This window comes from Streptomyces sp. TS71-3 (assembly GCF_018327685.1).
Taxonomy (GTDB): Bacteria; Actinomycetota; Actinomycetes; order Streptomycetales; family Streptomycetaceae; genus Streptomyces.
Genome location: NZ_BNEL01000003.1, coordinates 1779943 through 1802233 on the forward strand (window position 1 = coordinate 1779943; position 22291 = coordinate 1802233).

A 22291-nucleotide genomic window follows, 5' to 3' on the forward strand; every position below is an offset into this window, starting at 1 on the left:
GCGGGTTCGATGGATCGATCGCTCGTGTCGGTGAGGACGGCACTGGTGCTGCTACTGGCTGTGTTATCGGGCGTGGGGGCTGGACTGCTTTCGGCGTCGGCCGGTGCCGGGACGGCGGCCGCGGTGCTCGCCGGGCTCACCACCACGGGTGGGGCCATTGCGGTGTTCAACCAGATGATCGCCGCAGACCCCGTCCACAACACGCCCGCCGGGCGGGAAGCGGAAGCGAAGGGCGGGAGCACCCGTGGGTGAGCTACGTCCTCTGGCCCAGGACCTGACCCCGGAGTCGCGTGCGTTGGCGATGGCGCTGCGGGAGCTGTTCGAGGGCCTGGAAGTCTCGGTTCGCCGCTACGCGGCCCGCCGCGTGCGTGACGCCGGCACCTTCTCGCGCTACCTCAGCGGCACCCGCCTTCCACCGCGGGAAGTCGTGACGGACCTCTTCACCGACGTCGCCGAACACCGTGGCATGGCCGCCACTCCGGATGCCATCGAGCTGGTGCGCCGTCTGCATCAGGCAGCCGTCGAATCCAGTGCCCCACCCCGTCACGCCGTCGAGGTCCTGGAGCAGCAACTCGCCGAGGCCGACCGCGTCTCCCGCCGCTCCACTGCCCGCGGCGACGCGCTCGGCGACGCGCTGCTGGACCGCAAACACCGCATCGCCGACCTTGAGGTGCGTCTGAACCAGCTTGAGGCGGAGTGGAGCGCGGAACGGGAGCGTGCCGAACACCTGGCCGCAGCACACCCCCACGCGACCGGTCTGTTGCATGAACGCGATCAGCTTCAAGGTGAGGTCTGCCGCCTGTCGGCCCAGCTCCACGAGACGCAGCAACAGCGCGATGAGGCCGAACAGCGCTGCGCTCTCCTGGAACGGCAGCTCGAAGCGGTCGAGCAGGTCCGGACCGCGGCCGCGATGGCACCGGCGGTTCCGCAGCCCATGCCCCGGGTCCTCATCGTCGATGACCAGAGAGACAACCTGCTGGCCATGACCGCTGTGCTGTCCACGCTCGACCAGGAACTGGTCGCTGTTTCCTCCGGCCGTGAAGCCCTCAAAGCCCTCCTCGATCAGGACGACTTCGCCGTGATCATCATGGACATCCAGATGCCCGATATGGACGGCTACGAGACCGCCGCCCACATCAAGAGACGGCCCCGCACCCGCGACGTGCCCATCATCTTCCTCACCGCCATGGGCACCGACCCCGAACACTCGGCTCGCGGCTACGCCGCCGGCGCGGTCGACTACATCGGCAAGCCCTTCGACCCCTGGGCCCTACGCGCAAAGGTCGCCGTGTTCACCGGCATCTATCTCGAACAGCAGCGCCTCGCGGGAAACCGGTGACCTCGGCTGTTCGCGAACGCGGTCACCGCCCCGGCGCGGAAGGCCCGATGTGGCGCCCGTTGCCCAGCGGCCACCGCGTCGAGAAGGAGGCGATGTCCGCCTCGGCGACGCCCGCCGCCCACAGCACGGACTGGCGCAGGAGCTGGCGGAACCACGGGTTGCCCCAGGCTCGGGCGTCGTGCCCGAGGGCCGTGTAGCAGACGCGGCCGGCGCCGTGCGGGTGGGCGTAGGCGACGGGCTGGGGGCCGTCGGGGGTGTCCCGCTCGGCGAGGATGTCGAGGCCGTCCACGCAGTCGATGAGGTAGTACTCGTCGTCGATGGCGAAGTCGTCCAGGTGGCGGGTGACCGGGTGGCCGGGGTGGACCCGGACGTCGAAGCGGCCCTCGGAGTCCGCGTCGCCGTGCGACAGGTAGCGGGAGCCGACGAGGTCGATGGCGGCCCGGTCGGCCTCGACGCCGCCGGGGCCGAAGCCGAAGAGGTTGCTGGCGTGCACCGCCACCACGCCCTTGCCGCCGTCCGCCACCAACGCGGACAGGGCCCGCTGCTCGGCCTCGTCGAAGCGGGGGCCCGAGAGGTACAGCACGTAGACGTCGGCCTCCGCGGTGGCCGGCATGGGGTCGGTGAACCTGTTCACGCCCACGCCGCGCGCCGCCGGGATGCCCGCTTCCACCACGATCTCCTGGAGCGCGAGGGCGGCGCCGATCAGGTCGTGGTGCAGGTCCGTGCCGTCCACCAGCACCAGCGCGGACGGAACCGCTCGCAGCTTCAACGCCTACCTCCGGTGCGTCCGGTGTCTCCTGGCACCCGGACCTTACCAGGCACAGGCAATACCAGAGAATACCAATAAAGACCTCAAGTGATACCACTTGTACCAAGGGGAGACGCCGAGTAGCGTCCGAGCGAATCCGCGCTACCCCGGGAGAGCAGCAGTGCCGACCGTCCTGACCAGTCATCTCGGATACAACACCGACGCGTCGAAGAAGGCCGTCGTGCTCTGCGCCGAGCCCACCGACGTCCTGTCCGCCGCTCTCGTCGACACGGAGTCCGGCACCCGGACCGAGCTGGCGCCGGGCCCCGAGCAGACCGTGGACCGGTGGTCGCTGGGCACGTTCCGGCGCATCGACTTCAGCGGGGTTCAGACACCCGGCACCTACCGCGTCGAGATCCGCACCGCCGGCGGCACCCACACGTCCGAGCCGTTCGACATCTCAAGCGGGCGCCTCCAGGCGGCGACCCTCTCCGACGTGCTCAACTACTTCAAAGCGGTGCGCTCCAGCGGCGAGATCGACCGCAAGGACCGTGCCGCCCGCTTCTACGACGACGACTCGGGCCGCACCGTGGACGCCCGCGGCGGCTGGCTCGACGCCTCCGGCGACTTCAGCAAGTTCCTCAGCCACCTCAACTACACGCGCATGATGAGCCCCCAGCAGACGCCGCTGTGCGCGTGGGCGTTCCTCGCCGCGCGCGACGAACTGCCCGCCACCCACCCGGCGCTGGCGAGCGCCCTGGACGCGCGCCTGCGTGACGAGGGCCTGCACGGCGCCGACTTCCTGGTGCGCTTCCAGTCCCCGGAGGGCTACTTCTACACGGCGATCTTCGACGCCCTCACCAAGGACCTCCAGGAGCGCGTGATCAACGCCCCGCTCCAGGACAGCGTGCGCACCCAGCGCTGGCAGGCCGCCTACCGGATGGGCGGCGGCCTCGCCATCGCCGCACTGGCCCGCGCGGCCACGGCCGGGGACCACGGCGACTTCACCGCAGAGGAGTACCTGGCCGCCGCCCGGCGCGGCTTCGCGCACCTGGAGGAGCACAACACCGACTACCTCTACGACGGCACCGAGACGGTCCTGGACGACTACTGCGCCCTGCTCGCCGCGACCGAGCTGGTCGCCGCCTCCGCCGAGGCCGACCGCGCCCCGTTCCTGGCCGCCGCCGAACGCCGCGCCGCCTCGCTCGCGGACCGCTACACCGACTCCGGGCGGGGCTTCGGCCACCTGCGCGGCGACGCGGAGGGCCGGCCGTTCTTCCACGCGGCCGAGCCCGGCCTGCCGGTCGTCGCCCTGCTGCGGTTCGCGGAGGCCTGCCCCGGCTCGCCGCTCGCCGCCGGTGCCAGGACGACCGCACTCGCCCTCGCCCGGGACGCGGTGTTCCTCGCCGACGAGGTGGCCAACCCCTTCGGCTGCGCCCGCCAGTTCGTCCAGCCCCTCGGCGGGGAGCCGCGGACCAGCTTCTTCTTCCCGCACGAGAACGAGACCGGGTACTGGTGGCAGGGCGAGAACGCGGGAATCTGCTCCACCGCGTACGCGGCCCTGCGGGCCGCCGCCCTGCCGGAGTGCGAGGAGGGACTGAGGGACCGGCTGCGGGTGCTGGCCGAGGACCAGCTCCAGTGGGTGGTCGGCCTCAACCCCTACGACAGCTCGATGATGCAGGGCCGCGGCCGCAACCAGGCCGTGTACTCGGACGTGTACCAGAACGTCCCGGGCGGCATCCTCAACGGCATCACCGCGGGCGTCGAGGACGAGCACGACATCGCCTTCATGCCGGCCGAGGAAGTGGCCAAGGGGGTCAAGTGGCGCTGGGCCGAGCAGTGGATCCCGCACTCGGCGTGGTTCCTGCTGGCGGCCTCGGCGGCGCGGTAGCAGGGGCCGCCTGCGGCGGCGGGGAGCCGGTCGCACGGTCTCGGGCCACCACTCACGCGGGCAGGGGCCCGGGGCCGGCCGGGAGATCACCGACTACGCGGCGGAAGTCGTCGTCCGGGTTCTCCCGCCCAGGGAAGGCGCTATGAGCCGTTGCCGGCCTGGCTGCGACGGACCAGTGCGGGGATCGCGGAAATGAATTCCGGTGTGAGTTGCTCCCAGATGATTCCTGTCCGGGGCCGGCGCGGCTCACACGGAAAGGTTTCGTCTGGAGTGATGACAAGGTCCACACGAAAGTCGTGTTCGGTGTCTGGCAGAGCCTCATCCACGACTTGCAGGGAGTGGACCGTGGTTGCGATGAGGGTGTGCGGACTCATGAGACCCGCCTCTTGGAGCAAGGCCACTTCAACGTCCGCATACCCAGCCCCCTTCCCGAGCCGCACACCGTCGCGGTTGACGGCAACACTTCCGCAGACCACGAGATCGATGGGCGGCATCTCATCCAAGTCCACCGGCTGCCCGAACTTCGCCGCTGAACGGTGGGCGGCAGCCTCAAGAGGGGGAACGGCAAGGCTCGCAGGATCCAGATAGAAGAACGGCTTCTCCGTAGCAAGCTTCGGGGACGCCATGTAGAGGTGCTTGCCGTCTTCGAGTGCCCGCACGCGAACGGGAAGCTGAGCCAGGTCGGGAACCGCTTTGACGACGTGCGCCGCCTGCCAGGCGGTATGTTGCGTGAGTCGGATAGCCGCGACATCTGAACCGACGAAGTCCGGGATATGGCCCGCAACACCCGAAGGCGCCGCACCCTCGCGCTCCAAGAGATCCCAGACCCGTTCACGGACTGCTTGTTTGGCACGCTGGACCTGTGCGCTGTTCACCCGCTACCCCCTTGTGCCCACCAACCGCACGTAATCTCCATGCCGATGTACAGCGGCCAATCGATAGCCTTCCGGAATGGCTGTAAGGAATCCCTCAGGGTTATCTGTGGTCCGTGAGTGCGGCGTGTGTGGCAGGTACGCAATCACCTGGTCCACCAGTCCCGCAGCGCTGAGCGCCATGGTTCGGTCCGAGGCTCCCACAATCAGCACGGAACGCGCCCCTGCCGCAGCCAACTGGCTTACAGTTTCGGCGAATTTCTCAGACGACGACAGGGTTGGCACTCGAAAGACTCCATCGCCGTGACTTCCCCCTCTTCCTTCCTCGATTCCTCCATCCTCGGTAACTATAAGATCATGTGACTCACGTAGCAAGGATAGAGTTCTCGGCACAGGACCATGGTCTTCTCCCCGAACGGGCAGCCCTTGTTGATCAGTCTCGCATAGCCATGTGACGAAAGGACGCGAGTTCTTGAGAGAGGAAAGCCAAGGCCCCAGGACCAGCAAGGCTTCGTCTTGGAGGAAACCGCACTCAACTTCTACACCCGCGCGCCGCAATAGTGCCGCGCCGCCCACTCCCCGCGACGTCGGGTCCATAACGGCAATCAGCACCCTTGCGATATCGGCGCTTATCAGGGCTTCACGGCACGGTGGCGTACGTCCGTAATGATTGCAAGGCTCAAGGGTGACAACCGCGGTTCCACCCCTTGCCTGGTTCCCGGCCGCTGCAAGCGCGTTTGTCTCCGCATGTGAGTCCCCCTTTCGGACGTGGTTACGTGCCGGAGGGGAGACCCCTGCGTCATAGGGCAACGTCTCAGCGACGCGCAGCGGTTGACTCGGGCACCGCCGTGACCACCGACGGCGCCCGAGCGGCCCGTGACCGGAAGCCTCAGCCCGCCCCCAGCCGCCTGCGGGCCAGCACCACGCCGCCCGCCACCGGCTGCACGTCCAGCAGGCGCAGCGTCAGCGACGGGTGCGATGCCGCGAGGCGGGTTCGCAGACCGTCGGCGAGGCGCGGCTGGTGCACCACGACGCTGCCCGCCGCGACGACCGTGTCGCCCACGGCGCCGCGGGCGGTCAGCTGGGCCACCAGCGTCTGGAGGCCCCCCGCGGCCTCGTCCACCACGCGCGCCGCGAGTGCCGAGCCGGCGTCCGCGGCGTGGAACACGGCGGGTGCACCGGGGCCCCAGGCGCCGGGCTCCGGGCGGTCGTTGACGCACCGTGCGAGCGCGGGCGGATCCGCCGCGCCGAAGTGCGCGAGGAGCGCGGACAACAGGCCGTCGTCGCCGAGCCCCGCGTCGTGCGCGGACAGCGCCGCGCGCGTCGCCTCCCGCACGATCGCGGGCGCGCTGCCCTCGTCGCCCAGCACCCAGCCCCAGCCGCCCGCGAACAGCACCCGCCCCTCCGCGTCCGCTGCGACGCCGATGGAGCCGGTGCCCGCGATCAGTCCGATGCCCCGGTCGAGGCCGGCGGCGGGCACCAGCAGGGCGGCGTCGTTGACGACCACCGCGGGCACGCCCCCGAGGGTCTCGACGGCCGCGGCCAGGCGGGCGCAGTGCTCCTGCGTGTCACAGCCCTGCGCACCGATCCCGAAGGCGGCGATCACGTGCCCGGCCGGCACCGCGGCCGACAGCTCCGCCACCAGCCGCCGCGCCGCCGCGTCGACGGGGGACGCCTCCCAGTCGCCCGCGGGACGGCGCACCTGGGCGAGCGGCGTGCCGTCGAGGGCCGCCACGCTGATGTCGATCTTGGTGCCGCCGACGTCCGCGCCGACCGCGACCTTCACGAGCGCGGTCCTTCCAGCGCCACCTTGATGTCGGCGTTGTCGAACACGAACTCCTCGACGTCGACACCGCGGAGCTCCGCCACGGCCTCCACCAGGATCTGGGTGACCAGGACCTCGACGACGGCGCGTTGCGCGGCCGGCAGGTCCGGCACCCGCACGTGGTGGACCAGCGGCGTCCGCGCGACCGGCTCGCCGCCGACGAGGACGGCCGGGTGTCCGGCGCTCGCGAGGGTCTCGGCGATGGCGGCCTCGCGCGCGCCGCCGAAGAGCACATGGACGCTGTCCCCGGCCGACTCCATCGAGCCGTGCAGGTACTGCCGCGTGCTCATGCCGGTCGACTGGATCCGCGCCACCTCCCTGAAGAGCAGCGCGCTCTCCTCCGCGGAGCCGACCGCGGGCCCCGCGCCGACGAAGTCCGCGGAGGACACCGCCCGGAACAGCGGTGCGAGCGCGCGCACCTGGTCGGTCAGATCCCGCTCGGCGGCCGCGAACACCTCCGCCAGCTCGGCCCAACCGGAGTGGATACGACCGCCGTCCCAGGCGTCGGCGAGCATGCCCGTCGCGGCGACGGTGGCGGTGTAGCCGATCGTCGACGCGTAGCTGTCCGGGATGCCGCCCAGGCCGAGCACGACCGGCGACAGGTCGGCGATGGGGGAGGGGACGGCGTTCACGACGGCGTACCGCTGCTCCGCGGGCACCGACTCCAGCACCGCCAGCGTCTCCGCGCTGCGCCCGCTCTGCGACACGCCGAACACGGGGTGGCTGCTGGGCGGGAACGGCAGCGGATGGTCCCCGGCGCCCAGCCGCCAGGAGTGCACGCCCCGGCTGCGCAACTGCCAGACGGGGGCGCAGACCGCGGCCAGGCTGGCGCCGATGCCGACGAACACGGGGCCGGGACCGGCCAGCCTGCCCTCCTCGGCGAGGGCGGTCACCTCCCCGGTCAGCCGGGCGAGAGCCCCGGCGAGGTCGGCCGCCTGGGTGGCGCGGGCGGCCGCATAGCTGATGTAGCCGTCGCTCATGTCTGCTCCATTCCATGGGGCGCCGTCATCACGGGCCCCGTCGGCGTGCCGGGCCGTCCGCCCCCGCTCCGCGTCATGCCTCGGCACTGCGCGCGAAGGACGTGCGCAACCGGTAGCGGTCGCCGGCATAGCGGATCGTGGAGGAGAGCAGCGGGCGCTGTGCCGGGTCCCGGACGATCTGGTGCATCTCCAGCACCGGGGTGCCCGCGGCGATGTCGAGGTGCGCGGCGAGAGAGGCGTCCGCGGGCCGGGCCTCGACCGTGGTCTCCGCGCGGTCGAGCCGGTGGCCGAGGCCGGTGAGGATGTCGTACAGCGAACCGGTGGTGAAGTCGACGTCGTCGAAGCCCTCGGCGACGCCGGCCGGCAGCAGGGACTCGTCCACGGCGATGGGGACGTCGTCCATCATGCGCACCCTCTCCAGCCGGTAGACCGGGGTGCCGGGGGCGATCTGGAACGCCTCGGCCTCGTCCAGGGTGGCCGGCCCCATGGCGCGGCGCAGGACGCGCGAGGTGGCCGTCAGGCCCATCCGCCGAGCCGTCTCCGTGAACGACTCCAGCCTGTTGGGCCAGTCGCCGCGCTCGGGCACGGTGACGTACCAGCCCCTGCCGTGCGCGGGCCGCAGCACGCCCTCCTCGACGAGCGCGGTGAGCGCCTTGCGCAGGGTGACACGGGAGATGGCCAGCATCCGGCAGAGCTCGCGCTCCGGGGGCAGCCGCGCGCCCGGCCGCACCTCGCCGCTCTCGATGCGGCCGCGCAGCGCCGCCTTGGCCTGCGCCCAGAGCGGCTCCGGGTAGGCGGCGGGCAGGGGGCGCCGGGTGCCGGCTCCGGCGGTCATCCGGCCACCCGGGGCGCCTGCGCGCTGGTGCCGCCGATGAACCCGGAGGGGGACCCGGAACCGAGGGGGCCGACGCCGATCACTGTCTCTTCTTCCTTCCATGCCGTCCGCGGCCGCTGCTGGGCACCGGGGTCGGCTCTCATGATAGCAAGTGGTGTTGCTAGTGGTGTTGCTTTGGTCTTATAAAGGTAAGCACAAGGTCGCTAGGTCGTCTCGACATGTCGACCCTCCTCCTGACGGGGTGAAGCCGCCTCCGGTGAGGCGGGTTCAAGCCCTGGTCACCCCGGTCGTCATGCCTCACCCAGCAGCCGGTCCATCGCGCTGTCGAGCGCGGCGTTCACCACGTGCAGGGCGGGGTCGGCGTCGTAGTGCGCGAGCACCTCCCGGGCACCCTCGGAGAACGACACCTCGGGCGCGAAGCCCGGCACCAGCGCCCGGAGCTTGGAGGTGTCGAAGAGCATCGAGTGCCGGAAGTCGTGTTCCAGCACCTCCCCCCAGCCGGGCACCTCCTCGGCGATCGACTCGCTGGAGCGGTGCCGCAGCACGGGGCTTCGCACGCCGGCCGCGGCGGCCAGGGTCAGGTGGATCTGGTCCCAGGTCAGGATGTCCCCGCTCAGGACGTTGACGCTCTCGCCCAGTGCGTGGCCGTTGCCGAGCAGCGGCACGAAGGCGCGCGCGAAGTCGCTGGAGTGCGTGAGCGACCACAGCGAGGTGCCGTCGCCGTGCACGACCACCGGCCGCCCCCTGCGCATCCGGTCGATCGCGGTCCACCCCGCGAGGCTCGGGATCACCGTGCGGTCGTAGGTGTGGAAGGGCCGGACGATCGTGAGCGGGAAGTCCGCCGAGCGGTACCGGTCCTCCAGCAGCACCTCGCAGGCGACCTTGTCCCGCGCGTACCCGAAGACCGGCTGGCGGCGCGGGCTGGACTCGGTGATGGGCAGGTTCGGCACCGGGCGCCCGAAGACGGAGCAGGTGCTGATGAACACGTACTGGCCGGTGGCGCCAGTGAACAGCTCCGGGTGGCCGCGCACGTCGTCGGGCGTGAACCCCACCCAGTTGACGACGGCGTCGAACTCCTCGCCGCCCAGGGCCTCCCGCAGCGCGGTCGTGTCCCGGACGTCCGCGGCCAGCCGCCTGACCCCGGGTGCCAGTGGCCGGCGCGGCTCGCCCCGGGTGACGACCGTGACCTCGATGCCGCGGCGGACGGCCTCCGCGGCGGCCGCGGAGCCGATCATGCCCGCCCCGCCCAGGAAGAGCACCTTCATGCCCGCTCCCCTCCTCCGGCACGGCTCACGCCGCCCTGTCCGTGGGTACGGCCTCCGCCGTCCTGTCCTTCGGTACGGCTCCCGCCGTCCTGTCCTTCGGTACGGCTCCCGCCGTCCCGTCCTCCGGCACGGCTTCCGCCGTCCCGCGTGAGGCCCCGCCCGACCAGGTGGTCGCGGCTGCGGCGCAGCGCCTCGAACGTGTCGACGTCCAGCCGCTCCAGCTCGACGATGTGCCACCTGATGCCCGACGGCACGGCGAGGGCCCGGGCCCAGTCGATCCGGCCCTCGCCGATGGGCACCATGACGTCGTCCTCGTAGCTGACCGCGGGACCGTCCTTGACGTGCACGAACCGCACCCGGTCGGCAAGGCGGCCGATCACCTCCGCGGGGTCGGCGCCGCCCATCACGGCCCAGTACGCGTCCAGTTCGACCAGGACGCGGTCGTCCAGCTCGTCCAGGAGCAGGTCGTACGCCTGGCGGCCGTCGAGGATCCGGGAGAACTCGGCGAAGTGGTTGTGGTACGCGATCCGCATGCCGCGCCCGGCGGCGCGCTCCGCCGCCTCGTTCACGCGCTCGGCGCCCCGGCGCACGGCGTCCGGGGAGTCGAACTCCTCGCGCTCCATGCTCCACACCAGCACCTCGGCGCCGAGGTCCGCGTTCTCGTCGAGGATCGCCTCGGCGCGGGGACCTGCGGGGAACGGGGTGTGGGCGCTGGTGAGCACGAGGCCCGCGGCGTCGATCGCGCGGCGCACCCGGGCCGGGCCGAAGTGCTCGACGAGACCGTAGGTCTCGATGCCGGCGTAGCCGAGCCCGGCCAGGCGCTCCAGGGTGCCCTCCAGGTCGGCGCGGGCCTGGTCGAGCACCGTGTACATCATGACGCCGAGGTCGGCCGGCATCGTTCCTCCCTGCTGTCTCACCGTCGCGTCACCCGGGACCGCCCCGGGGGCCGCCCGGCCCGCTGACCGGCCGGGGGCCGGGTCGGTCGGGCCGGACGGGGAGGTCGGAGCGGCCTGGTCGGCCAGGTCGGCCGGCGGGCGGAGGGGCCTGCTCATACGGGCTTCAGCCGCAGCGCGACCACCACATTGGGCACCGGGCTGAAGTAGGGGTTGTCCGGCGTGGGGAAGCCGGTGACCTTCGCGGTGCTCCAGTTGCCCGGGCTGCTCCAGTAGAACAGCGGTATCCAGGGCAGGTTCTCGACGAAGATCCGCTCAAGACCGTTGACGATCTTCTGCCGGTCGGCGTCCCTGGCCGCGCTCGGGTACTGCTTGAAGAGCTGCGCCGCTTCCGCGTTCCTGAACCGCTCGATGTTCTGGTACGTCGGCGTCGACTTGCCGATCGGGTAGTACAGGTTCGGGTTGCTGGTGTCGTTGTAGAAGTTGAAGGCACGCGGCGCCGGGCCGACCGGGTAGCCCATGGTCGAGTCGAAGTCGCCCTTGGCGGTCAGCTCGTTGATGTCGGTGACCGTCGTGGTGTCGATGGTCAGCTTGATGCCGATGTCCTTGAGCTGGGAGACCAGCACCTGGCAGCGTGAGGCGATGTCGGTGTACGCGGAGGGGAAGCTGATCGAGAACTCGACCCGCTTGCCGCCCTTGTGGAAGTAGCCGTCGCCGCCCTTGGCGTAACCGGCGTCGGTCAGCGTCTTCTCGGCCTTCGCCTTGTCCTGGACGAAGTCGACACCCTGGAACTGCGGCGCGATCGAGTCCTTGTAGGCGGGCATGGGCAGGCCCGTGACGCTGGTGGCGGGCACGTCGTGCGTCGCCGCGGCGACCTGCTTCCTGTCCACGCCGAGGCTGATGGCCTTGCGCACGGCGAGGTCGCTGAGCGGCCACCGCTCCAGGTTCGGTATGAGGCCGTCGGTGCCCGCCAGCGGGGCCCAGTAGTGGTTGTCCTTGCTGCGCGAGAGGTACACCTTGTCGGCGTCCGCGATGTAGGTGCCGCCCCAGTCCGCCTGGCCCTGCACCAGCGCGTTGGTCATGCTCTGGTTGTCCTTGTAGGCGACGAACCGGATGCTGGTGAGCGCGGCCTTCTGCTGCCAGTAGTGGTCGTTGCGTTCCAGGACGTAGCTCTGCGCGGAGAACTGGCCGAGCTTGAACGGGCCCGTGCCGACCGGGTTCTTGTCCGTGTACGTCGTCGGGTCGCCGGCCTTGGACCAGATGTGCCGGGGGAGCATCGGCGTCGACACGATGTTCGTGAAGAACTGCTCCGAGGGCTCGGCGAAGGTCATGACGACCCCGGTGGCACCGGTCGCCTTGACGGTGTCGAACTTGATGCCGTTCACGTTGAGCGCCGGGTACTTCTTCAGCAGCTCGAAGGTGAACACCACGTCGTCGGCGGAGAACGGCTTGCCGTCCGTCCACGTCACGCCGGACCGCAGCGTCAGGGTCAGCTTCTTGTTGTCGGCCGCCCACGCCCACTTCTGGGCGAGCCAGGGGATGTCCTTGCCGATGTCGACCGTGTTGATCTGCACCAGCGGCTCGTAGATGAACCCGCCCGCGCCCTGGTTGGTGTACGTGAGGCCCTGGGCCGAGTGCGGCAGGAACGGGTTGAAGGACTGCGTCAGGTTGTCGGACTGGCCCGCGACGACCAGCGTGCTGCCCCCGCCGCCGGATCCGGCGCCCGCCGACGGGGAGCAGGCGGCCAGGGCGACGCCGCCGGCGGTCGCCAGGGCACCCGCGAGAACGCTTCTTCTCGTCGGCTTCGTGAAGAGGGCGCCGGCCGGGCCGGCCGGGGGTGGTGGAGTGCTCACGGTGCATCTGCTCCTTGTGCGTGGGGACGGGGGGCGGCGTCTGGGGGCCGGGTCACTGCCCGGCGGGTTCGGAGGGCGCGGGACCGCTGGTGGCGGGGCCGGAGGTGGGGCCGGCTGCGAGGTCAGGGGTGACGCCGGTGGTGAGGCCGGCCACCGCCGCGGTGTTCTCGGCGCGTCGCGCCCGGGCCTCGGGGTCGTCCGCGTACAGCCAGCAGCGGGCCGCATGGCCGGACGGCAGGTCGAAGGACGGCGGTGCCTCGCGTGCGCAGCGGTCCATCGCGAACGGGCAGCGCGGATGGAACCGGCAGCCCGCGGGCGGCTCGATGAGGCTCGGCGGCTGCCCGATGTCCCGCACCCGGGGCGCGCCCGCACGCGAGGGGTCGGGCGCCGAGGAGATCAGCAACTGCGTGTACGGGTGCGCGGCCTGCTGCGTCACCGCCTCCGAGGGACCCGACTCCACGACCTGCCCGGCGTACATCACCGCCGTGTCGGCGGCGAAGTAGCGGGCGGAGGCGATGTCGTGGGTGACGTAGAGCATCGCCGCGTCGCGCTCCTCGGTCAGGCGGCGCAGCAGGTTGAGGATCCCCAGGCGGATCGAGACGTCCAGGCTGGAGACCGGCTCGTCCGCGAGGAACACCGCGGGGCTCGCGGTCAGCGCCCGCGCGATCGAGATGCGCTGGAGCTGCCCGCCGGACAGCTCGTGCGGGTACTTCCCGGTGAACTGGCGCGGCGGCACGAGGCTGATCTGCTCGAAGAGCCGGTCGACGACGCCGTCCTGCTCCGCGCGGCTCTTGCCGGGATGGTGCAGGGCGACCGCCCGCCGCAGCGTGCTCGCGATCGTCGCCACCGGGTTGAAGGACGCGAACGGGTCCTGGAGGATGAGCTGCACCTCGCTGGTGTACGCGCGGAACGCGTTCCCGCTTGTCGCGCGCACCGGCTCGCCGTGCAGCCTGATCTCGCCCTCGGTCAGCGGGTGCAGCTGCGCGAGCAGCCGGGCGAGCGTCGACTTGCCCGATCCCGACTCGCCCACGAGAGCGGTGATCCGGCCCGCGTACAGGCTCAGGGAGACGTTCTCCACGGCGTGCACCACGCGCCGGCCGCCACGGCCGGGTATCGCACTGCGCACGGGGAACCGCTTGGTCACCCCGACCGCTTCGAGCACCGGCTCGCGGCGCGTGCCGGCGGCGCGTGCGGGCCCGGCCCCGGTCCCGGCCTCCGAGCCCGTCCCGGCGGCGGCTCCTGCGGCGGTCCCTGCCGGGCGAGCCGAGCCGCCGGCCGTCTGCCCGGCGCTCACTGCTTCTCACCCATCGCCACTTCGGCCTCCGTGTCCTCGCCGTTCTCCGCGCTCTGGCCGCTCGGGCCGCTCTGGCCGTTCCCACTGCTCTCGCCGCCGGTCCCGGCTTCGTCCTCGCCGTTCGCGTACAGCAGGCAGGCAGCCTGGGCCGCCGCCCCGTCCCTCGTGGGCCCCTCGATCCGGTACAGGGCCGGCTGCCGCTGCGAGCAGGCCTCGAACGCGACCGGGCAGCGCGGATGGAAGGCGCACCCGGACGGCATCCGGCGCAGGTCGGGCGGCGACCCGGTGATGCCGGTCAGCTCGCGCTTGGGGCCGCCCAGCGTGGGGAACGACGCGAGCAGGCCGCGGCTGTAGGGGTGCTGGGGCCGGCGGTAGAAGTCAGCGGCCGGCGCCGTCTCGACGATCCTGCCGCCGTACATCACCGCGATCGTGTCGGAGAGCTCGATGAGCAGCGACAGGTCGTGGGTGATGAAGACGACGGAGAAGCCCAGCGTGTCCTTGAGCTCCATGATCTTCTCGATGATCTGCCGCTGGATGACCACGTCGAGGGCGGTCGTCGGCTCGTCCATGACGATGATCTCCGGATCGAGCGCGAGGCCGATCGCGATCATGGCCCGCTGCCGCATCCCGCCGGACAGCTCGTGCGGGTAGGAGCCCGCGCGGTCGGTGGGGATGCCGACGATGCCGAGCAGTTCGAGGATCCTGGCCGCGCGCTCCTGGGCCGTCATGTGCGGCCGGTGCGCGGTGAGCGCGTCCTCGATCTGGGCGCCGATGCGCATGATGGGGTTCAGGGCGTGCATGGCCGACTGGAAGACGATCGACAGCTCCTCCCAGCGGAACTCCCGCAGCTCGTCGTCGGCCATCGACAGCACGTCCACGGACCTGCCGCCGGGCGCGGTGTACCGGATCTCGCCCCGCGAGACCCGGGCCGGGGGCCGGTGCAGCCGGGTGATGGCGTACGCGAGCGTGGACTTGCCCGACCCGGACTCGCCCGCGATGCCCAGCACCTCGCCGCGCCGCAGCGTGAACGACACGTCGTCGACCGCCCGGACCGAGCCGCCGTCACCCGCGTACTCGACCCGCAGGTCCCGCACGTCGAGCACCACGTCGGTGCTGTCCTGCGTGAACGGCGCCGTCGCGGGCCGCGGACCCGTGCCGCGGGCGGACCGCCGCGGGCGCCGGAGGCGCCTACCGCCCGCCTGGGCGCGCTGCGCCCGCTTGGTGCCGATGCCGGCCTGCCGCAGCCGCGGGTTGATGAACTCGTCGATGCCGAAGTTCACCAGCGACAGCGCCGTGCCGAGCACCGCGATGGCGAGCCCGGCCGGCACGAACCACCACCAGGCCCCGGTGAGCAGCGCACTGTTGACCTGCGCCCAGTAGAGGATGGTGCCCCACGACCACTGCGTGACGTCGGTGAGGCCGAGGAACGCGAGAGACGCCTGGGTGAGGATCGCGGCGGTGACGGTGCCGAGGAACGAGGCGGCGATGACCGCGACCTGGTTCGGCAGGATGTCCTTGAGGATGATCCGGGACGTCCGCTCGCCGGTCGCCCGCGCCGCCTCCACGAAGTCCCGCTTGCGCAGCGACAGCGTCTGGGCCCGCAGCACCCGGGCGCCCCACGCCCAGCCGGTCACCGAGATGACGAGGATGATGCCGAGCGAGCCGCTGTGCGGCAGGTACGCGGCGAGGATGATCGTCAGCGGCAGGCTCGGCAGCACCAGGAAGACGTTGGCGAGCAGCGACAGCAGTTCGTCGCCCAGTCCGCCGACGTACCCGGCCGTGATCCCGACGAGGACCGAGAGCACCGTCGTCACCACCGCCGCGCCGAAGCCCACCAGCAGGGAGGCGCGGGCGCCGTAGAGCATCTGGGAGAGGACGTCCTGCCCGTTCTGCGTGGTGCCGAGCAGGTGGGTGGCGGACGGCCCCGCCGTCACGTCGTGGCTGACGGCCGACGGGTCGAACGGCGAGATCCACGGGCCGATCACCGCGAGCACCAGGAAGACCAGCGTGATGACCAGGCCGGTGCAGGTGAGCGGGGAGCGCAGCAGGCGGGGCAGGAGCCGGGCGGGGCCGGCGGCGGACTCGGGCGCCGCTTCCGCCTCCGCGACGGCGGTTGCAGGTACGGCCATGGTCAGCTCTCCCTCGTCCTCGGGTCGAGGAACACGTAGGCGATGTCCGCGAGCAGGTTGGCGACCAGCACCAGGACGGTGATCAGAAGGAAGATGGCCGACATCAGCGGGTAGTCCGCGGACTGGGCGGCCTTGAAGAGCACCGTGCCGATGCCGGGGTAGTTGAAGACGACCTCGGTCACGATGGAGCCGCCGACGACGAAGCCGAGCGACATCGCGAACCCGGAGAACGACGGCAGCATCGCGTTGCGGGCCGCGTACTGGTACATCACCCGGCGCCGGGACAGGCCCTTGGCCTCCGCCAGCCGCACGTAGTCCTCGCTCAGCGTGGTGACCATCATGTTCCGCATGCCGATCAGCCAGCCGCCGACGGAGGCCACGACGATGGTCAGCGCGGGCAGCACCGCGTAGTACAGCGCGCTGGAGACGAACCCGCCGCTGAGCCCGATGGTCTGAGTGATCGCGTAGCCGCCGGACAGCGGGAACCACTTCAGGGTGATCGCGAAGACGAGCACCACGATGATGGCGAACCAGAAGTACGGGATCGAGGAGAGGAACGTGGTGACCGGCACGAGCGAGTCCAGCCAGGTCCCGCGCTTCCAGCCGGCCAGCATGCCGAGTCCGGTGCCGATGACGAAGCTGAGGACCGTGCACGCGGTGATCAGGATGAGCGTCCAGTACATGCTCTGGCCGAGCACCGTGCTCACCCTGGACGGGTAGTAGGCGTACGAGATCCCGAAGTCACCCGTGAACACGCTGTGCCAGTAGCTCAGATACTGGTGCCACAGGCCGGTGTCCTTCTGCCCGAAGAGCACCCGGAGCGCGCGGACCGCGGCGGGGTTCAGCTTGCCGTGGAACTGGTTGATCAGGTTGTCGGCCGGGTCGCCGGGCATGATGCGCGGAATGAGGAAGTTGAGGCTGATGGCCGCCCAGGCGGTCACCACGTAGAAGCCCAGTTTGGTGAGCACGGTACGCATGGCTCAGCTCGCCTCCGCCCGCCGCGCCGAGAGTGGACCCATATCCGCGACTCCTTACACCGGGCTCAACCATGGCTGTGCCAAACAGATACCACTTACTACCAGTTGCGAGCCAAGGTAAGGAGGATCGGCTGCCCTGTCTAGATGCGTGTCAGCAACGGTCCGGCAATATGTCCGGTGCCTGTGTGACACGTGAGGTGCTTCGACGCGCCCGTGGGGGCCTGAGAGGAGGCGGGCGAGGTGGACAGCATGGTGCTCCACCATGTACCACATAGGACCACATGGGGCCGGGAACCTCATAGGACCACATGGGGTGGGGAGCCTCAGCGCCCGAGCACGGGCAGCCCGGACAGGAGTCGCACATGAAGATCAGCCAAGTCGTCGGGCCGCGCACCTCCGAGGTCGTGGAGGCGCCGGATCCGGTGCCGGGCGACGACCAGGTGCTGGTGGAGGTGGTGGCCAGCGGGGTGTGCACCTCGGACCTCGGGCCCTGGCTCGGCCACGACCCGGCGAACGCCCCGGTGCGGCTCGGCCACGAGATGGTCGGCCGGGTCGTCGCCGCCGGCCGTGACGCGGACCGCTGGCGCCCCGGTGACCTGGTGACCGGCCTCGGCGGCGAGGGGTTCGCGACGCTCGCCGTCATGGACGGGCACGCGATCCTGCCCGTACCGGACGGGATCGAGCCCGCCCACGCGATCGGCGAGCCGGTCGCCGACCTGGAGGAGGCGCTGTCCCGCACCGGGGTGGCGGCCGGCGACCGGGTCGCGGTGGTGGGGCTCGGCTTCATGGGGCTCGGCCTGGTGCAGCTCGCCAGGCGGCACGCCCCGGGCCTGCTCGTGGGCGTCGACCCGGACCCGGCGCGGCGCGCGCGGGCGCTCAGGCTCGGCGCGGACCTCGCCTTCGCGCCCGGCGAACTCCCCGAGGAGTTCCGCACGGGGACCGACCGGCGCACCGAGGCACGGCTGGACGTGGTCCTGGAGGCGACCGGCGTGACCGCGGGACTCAGGACGGCGGGCAGCCTCGTGCGGCCGTTCGGCAGGCTCTGCGTGGTGGGCTACCACCACACCGGCGACGCCATGATGGACATGGACCTCTGGTACAAGGCCGTCACCATCGTCAACGGCTTCTGCCCCGACCGCACCCGCCTGATGGCGGCCATGCGCGAGGTGCTCGACCTCGTCGCCCAGCGCCGCTTCAGCTACGCCCCCCTGGTCACGCACCGGTTCGCCCTGGACCAGGTGGACGAGGCGTTCGCCGCGATGCACGCGGGTGCCGCCGACTTCGTCAAGGCGGTGGTCCTGCCCTGACCGACGGTGCGGGGACATGGGGGAGCGGCGCCGCGCGAGGCCGTGCGCGCCGGCAGGGGCCGGCCGCTCAGTCGTAGGAGCGGGCGAAGGAGGTGCGCAGCCGGTAGCGGTCGCCCGCGTACCGGATCGTCGACAGGAACAGCGGCTCCTGCTGGGCGCCCAGGGCGACCTGGTGCATCACCAGCAACGGGTCGCCCGGTGCCATCCCGAGGTGCTCGGCGGCGCGTTCGTCCGCCTTGGTCGCCTCGATGGTGCTGTCGGCGCGCACCGGCTCCACCCCCGCCTCTTCGAGCGTCGAGTACAGCGAGCGGGTGCGGAAGTCGACCTCCGCGAGATCCGGTGCGAGGGCCATGGGAACCCGGCTCAGATCCAGCGCGATGGCCACGTCGTCGAGCAGGCGGACCCGCTCCAGCCGGAACAGCGGGGTCCCCGGCGCGATCCCGAGCCGCTCGGCCTCGTCGAGGCTGGCCGGCTCGCTCGTGGCACGCAGCACCTGCGAGTGCGGCTTCAGGCCCATCCGGGCGGCCGTCTCGCTGAACGATTCGAGGCTGTTGGGCCACTCCTTCTTCGGCGCGCTCCGGGCGACGTACCAGCCGCGACCGTGCGACGCGCTGAGCTCGCCGCGCTCCACCAGGTGCCCGAGCGCCTTGCGCAGGGTGACGCGGCTGATGCCGAGCTGGGTGCAGAGCTCACGCTCGGGAGCGAGCCGCGCGCCGGGCTTGAGGTTCCCCTTCTCGATCTCACCGTGGATCAGGTTGACCGCCTGGATCCACAGGGGTTCGGAGTAGCCCGGCAGAATCGCACCCGCGACGTCGCGAGAGTCGTCCATACGTCAGAGAACCCCATCATCGTCTGCGCGCCCACCGTCTCGGGGGTGGCCGGGATAAGGGCTCAGGATAGCTTTCGCCGCGGCGCTCTACCAGGAGACCGGGCCGCTCCCGAGCCTGCGGCCGGCACTGCCCCATCGGTGAACCCGGCACGCCCGCCGACGCCCACCGCCTCACACCTCGGACCCTGACCATCCCGCCAAGAGGAGGCACCAAGCGGACCGGTTGACCCCGCGCCCTCACGGCCCGTGTCCTCGTGCACACCGTACAGCCGCAACTCGCTCGCCAGCATCAAGCCGGTCGGCCCGCCGCCGACCACGATGACATCGATCATGAAGCCCCCACGCAATGAGATTGGTCCACGGCCGGTCATGCCGCGGGATCCGACGGCACGCGCAGCTGCGCCTCGGTATCGACGCGAATCGACGCGACGTTCCGCGGACCTGGATGCCGACAAAGGAATGGAAACGTCGCCAACCCCCGGATTTCCCCTGGTCTCGGCCTCGGCGCATGATTCTGCGCCACGACCCGCGCCTTGCCGCAAGGCCCCCCGTGCGCTATAGGCTGATAGTGGCAAGGAGGAGACGACCTCCTTGCCTTTGCTTTTGCCGTCCGGCGTGCGCGGACGCCCTCCTCGCCGAGCGGCGCGCGGCGTGCACGGCACGGGTGGCACACGCGGCACGGTTCGCACCGAACCGATGGTTGACTATCAGTTGCTAGGATGGCCGGGTGCCGACCGAATCCCCCCGACCGTTGCGCGCCGACGCGGTCCGTAATTCGGAGAAGATCGTCAGAGCCGCGCGCGAGGTCTATGCGGAACGGGGGCCGGACGCCTCCCTGGACGAGATCGCCCGGCGGGCCGGCGTGGGGATCGCGACGCTGTTCAGGCGCTTCCCCGACAAGGGCGCCCTGCTGCGCGCCGTGCTGGACCAGCAGTTCGCGGAGCAGATGGTGCCCGCCGTCGACCGGGCCCTGGAGGATGCGGATCCGCGCCGCGGGCTGGCGCTGGTGATGGAGGCCGCCCTGTCCTCGGCGGTCCGCGACTACAACGTGCTGACTGCCGCGAGGAACGCGGGGGAGCTGACGGGCGAGGTCGGCGACCGGTTCTTCGACGCCCTGGAACTCCTCGTGGAGCGCGGCCGGCGGGCCGGGGTGATCCGCGACGATCTCGTGCCGGAGGATCTGCGCCGGATCATGGCCATGCTGGTCAGCGTGCTGTGGACGATGGATCCCGCCGAGGGTGGCTGGCGCCGTTACGTCGCTCTGTTGCTCGACGGGCTCTCCCCGGCCGCGGCCGGCCCCCTGCCCTGCCCCGCCCCCGCTCTGCGGCGTTCCGAGTACTGAGGGCGCGGAGAGCGCTGACGCGGAAGGCCCGGGTGCGCGGCGAGAGGCAACCCCGGACGTCCGGCTACGCGGCGAAAGGTGGCGCCGCAGGCCCGGATGCTGGCGCGGAGGGTCCGGGAACTGGTGCGGAGGGCCCGCGTACCGGCCCGGAAAGCCCGGCGGAGGCCTCGCCTCCGCCGGACCTCCTTCACCTACCGCCCCTCGTCGCGCAGCGAGATGGCCACCCCCGGGCACATGGCGGCGGCCTGCCTGGCCCGGCCGTGTGCCGCGGGCGCCGGGGTGTCGTCGAGGACGACGACCTTCCCCTCGTCATCGTCCTGGTCGAAGACCTCGGGTGCGGTCAGGACGCACTGACCGGACGCGACGCACTTGTCCCGGTCGACTTCCACCTGCATGGATTCTCCTGAAGGGTCGTCCGGCGGTCCGGCCGTGGGTTCGCCTGGCTGGGCGGTCGTCACCACAGCACGGGGACGGTGTTGACACCACCGGTGAGGCGTTCGGAGTGCTCGCGCAGGGTGTACGGGTCCGCGGCCAGGCGCAGGCCGGGGAAGCGCCGGAAGAGGGAGGTGAACGCGATGCGCATCTCGGTGCGGGCCAGGGCGTTTCCGATGCAGTAGTGGCCGCCGTGGCCGAAGGCCAGGTGCGCGTTGGGCGCGCGGTCCGGGTCGAAGGCGTCCGGCTCGGCGAAAGCCTCCCCGTCCCGGTTGGCGGCGTTGATGGCCACGAGCACCGCGTCGCCGCGGGCGACGGTGACCCCGCCGATCTGCACGTCCTCGCGCGCGTAGCGCATGAGGCCGAGGCCGCCCGGGGCGGACAGGCGCAGGATCTCCTCCACCGTCGCCTGGACGAGCCCTTCGGGGTCGGCGGCGAACCTGTCGCGCCGGGCGGGATCGATCAGCAGGAAGAGCGTGCCGAAGTCGATACGGGTCGAGGTGGTCTCGTGGCCGGCGAAGAGCAGGCCCGCCGCGAGCCGGGTCATGTCGTCCTCGGTGAAGGTGGGGTCCTCGGCCTGCACCTTGAGGATGTCGGTGACGACGTCCTGCCCGGGCCGCTCGCGCTTGGCCTCGGCCACCCGGCCCATGTACGCCTGGAAGTCCGCCATCGCCTCCTGCGCGTCACTGCCGCCGTCGAGGATGCCGATCCGCTCGGACCATCCCCTCAGCAGGTCGCGGTCGGACTGCGACACGCCCAGCAGTTCGCAGATCACCTGCACCGGGAGGGGGAAGGAGAGCAGGTCGTGCAGGTTGACCGGGGTGTCCGGGCTGTCGGCGCGGGCGCGCTCCATGTCGTCCAGGCAGCCGTCGGCCAGCTCCTGGATCCTGCTGCTGAGCCGGCGCATGCGCGGTGCGGAGAACGCGGGCGTGAGAACCCTGCGCATCCGGGTGTGCTCGCGCTCCTCGTCCTCGAAGCTGCCGGTCGGCCCGGACTGGATCGCGGCGCCGGAGATCTTCGACGCCTTCTCGGGGGCGGGGTGCGCCTTGCCGAAGCGCCGGTCGCCCAGGATCGTGCGGGCCTCGTCGTAGGCCGTCACCAGCCAGGCCGGGTCCCCGGCGGGCGTCGTGACCCGGGACAGCGGCCCCTTGTCGCGCAGCTGGGCGAACAGCGGCGCGAGGTCCATGGGGTTGGGGCGGGTGAAGGGCAGTTGCGGTGCGGAGGTGGGGGTGGTCATGGTCTCTCCTCGCGGGCTCGTGCCGGATCGGTGTTCCATCCGTCTGCCGCACGCCGCCCCAGCGCGGGGACGGGATGCGGTGGCACTGCCGCGGTGGATCCCGCGCCCCGGTCCCCGCAGCGGAACGGCCCTGGCCGTGGACCGCCCCCGGCCTGCCCCTTCGGCAGCGCTGCCGGCAGACTCCCCTGCCCGGCCGCTGCGTTCGCCCCATGAGGTGGCCCTTTCGCGGGTGGCTCCCCGTCC

The 22291-nt window shown here is 71.5% G+C and carries 21 protein-coding genes and 2 pseudogenes; 5 read left to right on the forward strand and 18 right to left on the reverse strand.

The annotated features are described in order from the left end of the window. The first annotated feature begins 9 nt into the window (after window positions 1–9). Both Sm713_RS31720 and Sm713_RS31725 read left to right on the forward strand, forming a co-directional pair. Window positions 10–252: a hypothetical protein gene (locus Sm713_RS31720; protein WP_212913410.1), complete on the forward strand. Its 243-nt coding sequence runs from the start codon at window positions 10–12 to the stop codon at window positions 250–252. Next, window positions 245–1339, forward strand: coding sequence for a PleD family two-component system response regulator (locus tag Sm713_RS31725; protein WP_212913411.1), 1095 nt, complete (start codon window positions 245–247; stop codon window positions 1337–1339). Before Sm713_RS31720 ends, Sm713_RS31725 begins: the two co-directional genes overlap by 8 nt. A 22-nt stretch (window positions 1340–1361) precedes the next feature. On the opposite strand, the gene Sm713_RS31730 is transcribed toward Sm713_RS31725, so the two are convergent. After that, window positions 1362–2108, reverse strand: a complete 747-nt coding sequence (locus Sm713_RS31730; RefSeq protein WP_212913412.1) for a ThuA domain-containing protein — start codon at window positions 2106–2108, stop codon at window positions 1362–1364. Window positions 2109–2268: 160 nt separating this feature from the next. Here Sm713_RS31730 and Sm713_RS31735 point away from each other — a divergent pair, with 160 nt between their 5' ends. Continuing rightward, window positions 2269–3978: a glycoside hydrolase family 9 protein gene (locus tag Sm713_RS31735; protein ID WP_212913413.1), complete on the forward strand. Its 1710-nt coding sequence runs from the start codon at window positions 2269–2271 to the stop codon at window positions 3976–3978. A 140-nt stretch (window positions 3979–4118) separates the two neighbouring features. Here Sm713_RS31735 and Sm713_RS31740 read toward each other — a convergent pair whose 3' ends face one another. The 13 genes and pseudogenes from Sm713_RS31740 to Sm713_RS31795 all read right to left on the reverse strand — a co-directional run bounded on the left by Sm713_RS31740 (window position 4119) and on the right by Sm713_RS31795 (window position 16901). Continuing rightward, on the reverse strand, window positions 4119–4853 hold the full coding sequence (locus tag Sm713_RS31740; protein ID WP_212913414.1) for a 5-formyltetrahydrofolate cyclo-ligase: 735 nt from the start codon (window positions 4851–4853) through the stop codon (window positions 4119–4121). A gap of 3 nt (window positions 4854–4856) precedes the next feature. Further along, complete coding sequence (locus Sm713_RS31745; RefSeq protein WP_249416821.1) at window positions 4857–5660, reverse strand: hypothetical protein; 804 nt, start codon at window positions 5658–5660, stop codon at window positions 4857–4859. A 79-nt stretch (window positions 5661–5739) separates the two neighbouring features. Further along, complete coding sequence (locus tag Sm713_RS31750; RefSeq protein WP_212913415.1) at window positions 5740–6636, reverse strand: BadF/BadG/BcrA/BcrD ATPase family protein; 897 nt, start codon at window positions 6634–6636, stop codon at window positions 5740–5742. Beyond that, complete coding sequence (locus tag Sm713_RS31755) at window positions 6633–7655, reverse strand: SIS domain-containing protein (protein WP_212913416.1); 1023 nt, start codon at window positions 7653–7655, stop codon at window positions 6633–6635. The genes Sm713_RS31750 and Sm713_RS31755 overlap by 4 nt, the downstream gene beginning before the upstream one ends. Before the next feature lie 73 nt (window positions 7656–7728). Beyond that, window positions 7729–8490 (reverse strand): GntR family transcriptional regulator, encoded by a 762-nt coding sequence (locus tag Sm713_RS31760; protein WP_212913417.1) that lies wholly within the window; start codon window positions 8488–8490, stop codon window positions 7729–7731. Further along, window positions 8487–8633 carry a hypothetical protein gene (locus Sm713_RS31765; protein WP_212913418.1) on the reverse strand — a complete coding sequence of 49 codons (147 nt, stop codon included), beginning with the start codon at window positions 8631–8633 and terminating at the stop codon, window positions 8487–8489. The genes Sm713_RS31760 and Sm713_RS31765 overlap by 4 nt, the downstream gene beginning before the upstream one ends. A 147-nt stretch (window positions 8634–8780) precedes the next feature. Beyond that, window positions 8781–9755 (reverse strand): NAD-dependent epimerase/dehydratase family protein, encoded by a 975-nt coding sequence (locus tag Sm713_RS31770; protein ID WP_212913419.1) that lies wholly within the window; start codon window positions 9753–9755, stop codon window positions 8781–8783. Beyond that, window positions 9752–10651 (reverse strand): sugar phosphate isomerase/epimerase, encoded by a 900-nt coding sequence (locus tag Sm713_RS31775; RefSeq protein WP_212913420.1) that lies wholly within the window; start codon window positions 10649–10651, stop codon window positions 9752–9754. Before Sm713_RS31775 ends, Sm713_RS31770 begins: the two co-directional genes overlap by 4 nt. Window positions 10652–10803: 152 nt before the next feature. Beyond that, window positions 10804–12501: an ABC transporter substrate-binding protein gene (locus Sm713_RS31780; RefSeq protein ID WP_212913421.1), complete on the reverse strand. Its 1698-nt coding sequence runs from the start codon at window positions 12499–12501 to the stop codon at window positions 10804–10806. A gap of 52 nt (window positions 12502–12553) precedes the next feature. Beyond that, window positions 12554–13663: an ABC transporter ATP-binding protein gene (locus Sm713_RS31785; protein ID WP_212914981.1), complete on the reverse strand. Its 1110-nt coding sequence runs from the start codon at window positions 13661–13663 to the stop codon at window positions 12554–12556. Window positions 13664–13791: 128 nt separating this feature from the next. Continuing rightward, window positions 13792–14901 (reverse strand): ABC transporter ATP-binding protein, encoded by a 1110-nt coding sequence (locus Sm713_RS40905; RefSeq protein WP_249417074.1) that lies wholly within the window; start codon window positions 14899–14901, stop codon window positions 13792–13794. Between the two features lie 192 nt (window positions 14902–15093). Continuing rightward, window positions 15094–15924, reverse strand: a pseudogene (locus Sm713_RS40910) (ABC transporter permease); the annotation flags it as partial. A 2-nt stretch (window positions 15925–15926) separates the two neighbouring features. Further along, a complete protein-coding gene (locus Sm713_RS31795; protein WP_212913423.1) occupies window positions 15927–16901 on the reverse strand; it encodes an ABC transporter permease in 975 nt (324 codons plus the stop codon). Window positions 16902–17263: 362 nt separating this feature from the next. On the opposite strand from Sm713_RS31795, the gene Sm713_RS31800 reads away from it, so the two are divergent. Further along, window positions 17264–18208, forward strand: coding sequence for a zinc-binding dehydrogenase (locus tag Sm713_RS31800; protein ID WP_212913424.1), 945 nt, complete (start codon window positions 17264–17266; stop codon window positions 18206–18208). A 67-nt stretch (window positions 18209–18275) separates the two neighbouring features. Here the strand turns inward: Sm713_RS31800 and Sm713_RS31805 are convergent, their stop codons facing one another. After that, window positions 18276–19037 carry a GntR family transcriptional regulator gene (locus tag Sm713_RS31805; protein WP_212913425.1) on the reverse strand — a complete coding sequence of 254 codons (762 nt, stop codon included), beginning with the start codon at window positions 19035–19037 and terminating at the stop codon, window positions 18276–18278. Between the two features lie 254 nt (window positions 19038–19291). Continuing rightward, window positions 19292–19369: pseudogene (locus Sm713_RS31810) on the reverse strand (FAD-dependent monooxygenase); the annotation flags it as partial. A gap of 395 nt (window positions 19370–19764) precedes the next feature. Here Sm713_RS31810 and Sm713_RS31815 point away from each other — a divergent pair. Continuing rightward, on the forward strand, window positions 19765–20379 hold the full coding sequence (locus Sm713_RS31815) for a TetR/AcrR family transcriptional regulator (RefSeq protein ID WP_212913426.1): 615 nt from the start codon (window positions 19765–19767) through the stop codon (window positions 20377–20379). A 191-nt stretch (window positions 20380–20570) separates the two neighbouring features. Here Sm713_RS31815 and Sm713_RS31820 read toward each other — a convergent pair whose 3' ends face one another. After that, window positions 20571–20774: a ferredoxin gene (locus tag Sm713_RS31820; protein WP_212913427.1), complete on the reverse strand. Its 204-nt coding sequence runs from the start codon at window positions 20772–20774 to the stop codon at window positions 20571–20573. A 59-nt stretch (window positions 20775–20833) separates the two neighbouring features. Then, window positions 20834–22048, reverse strand: a complete 1215-nt coding sequence (locus Sm713_RS31825) for a cytochrome P450 (protein WP_212913428.1) — start codon at window positions 22046–22048, stop codon at window positions 20834–20836. Between the last annotated feature and the right edge of the window lie 243 nt (window positions 22049–22291).

What these genes read in the sequence shown, in the direction of transcription:
- Sm713_RS31770 (WP_212913419.1), bottom strand. Translation starts at nt 9,755, where the DNA reads ATGAAGGTGCTCTTCCTGGGCGGGGCGGGCATGATCGGCTCCGCGGCC.
- Sm713_RS31755 (WP_212913416.1), bottom strand. Translation starts at nt 7,655, where the DNA reads ATGAGCGACGGCTACATCAGCTATGCGGCCGCCCGCGCCACCCAGGCG.
- Sm713_RS31760 (WP_212913417.1), bottom strand. Translation starts at nt 8,490, where the DNA reads ATGACCGCCGGAGCCGGCACCCGGCGCCCCCTGCCCGCCGCCTACCCG.
- Sm713_RS31720 (WP_212913410.1), top strand. Translation starts at nt 10, where the DNA reads ATGGATCGATCGCTCGTGTCGGTGAGGACGGCACTGGTGCTGCTACTG.
- Sm713_RS31800 (WP_212913424.1), top strand. Translation starts at nt 17,264, where the DNA reads ATGAAGATCAGCCAAGTCGTCGGGCCGCGCACCTCCGAGGTCGTGGAG.
- Sm713_RS31825 (WP_212913428.1), bottom strand. Translation starts at nt 22,048, where the DNA reads ATGACCACCCCCACCTCCGCACCGCAACTGCCCTTCACCCGCCCCAAC.
- Sm713_RS31795 (WP_212913423.1), bottom strand. Translation starts at nt 16,901, where the DNA reads ATGCGTACCGTGCTCACCAAACTGGGCTTCTACGTGGTGACCGCCTGG.
- Sm713_RS31805 (WP_212913425.1), bottom strand. Translation starts at nt 19,037, where the DNA reads ATGGACGACTCTCGCGACGTCGCGGGTGCGATTCTGCCGGGCTACTCC.
- Sm713_RS31775 (WP_212913420.1), bottom strand. Translation starts at nt 10,651, where the DNA reads ATGCCGGCCGACCTCGGCGTCATGATGTACACGGTGCTCGACCAGGCC.
- Sm713_RS31765 (WP_212913418.1), bottom strand. Translation starts at nt 8,633, where the DNA reads ATGAGAGCCGACCCCGGTGCCCAGCAGCGGCCGCGGACGGCATGGAAG.
- Sm713_RS31820 (WP_212913427.1), bottom strand. Translation starts at nt 20,774, where the DNA reads ATGCAGGTGGAAGTCGACCGGGACAAGTGCGTCGCGTCCGGTCAGTGC.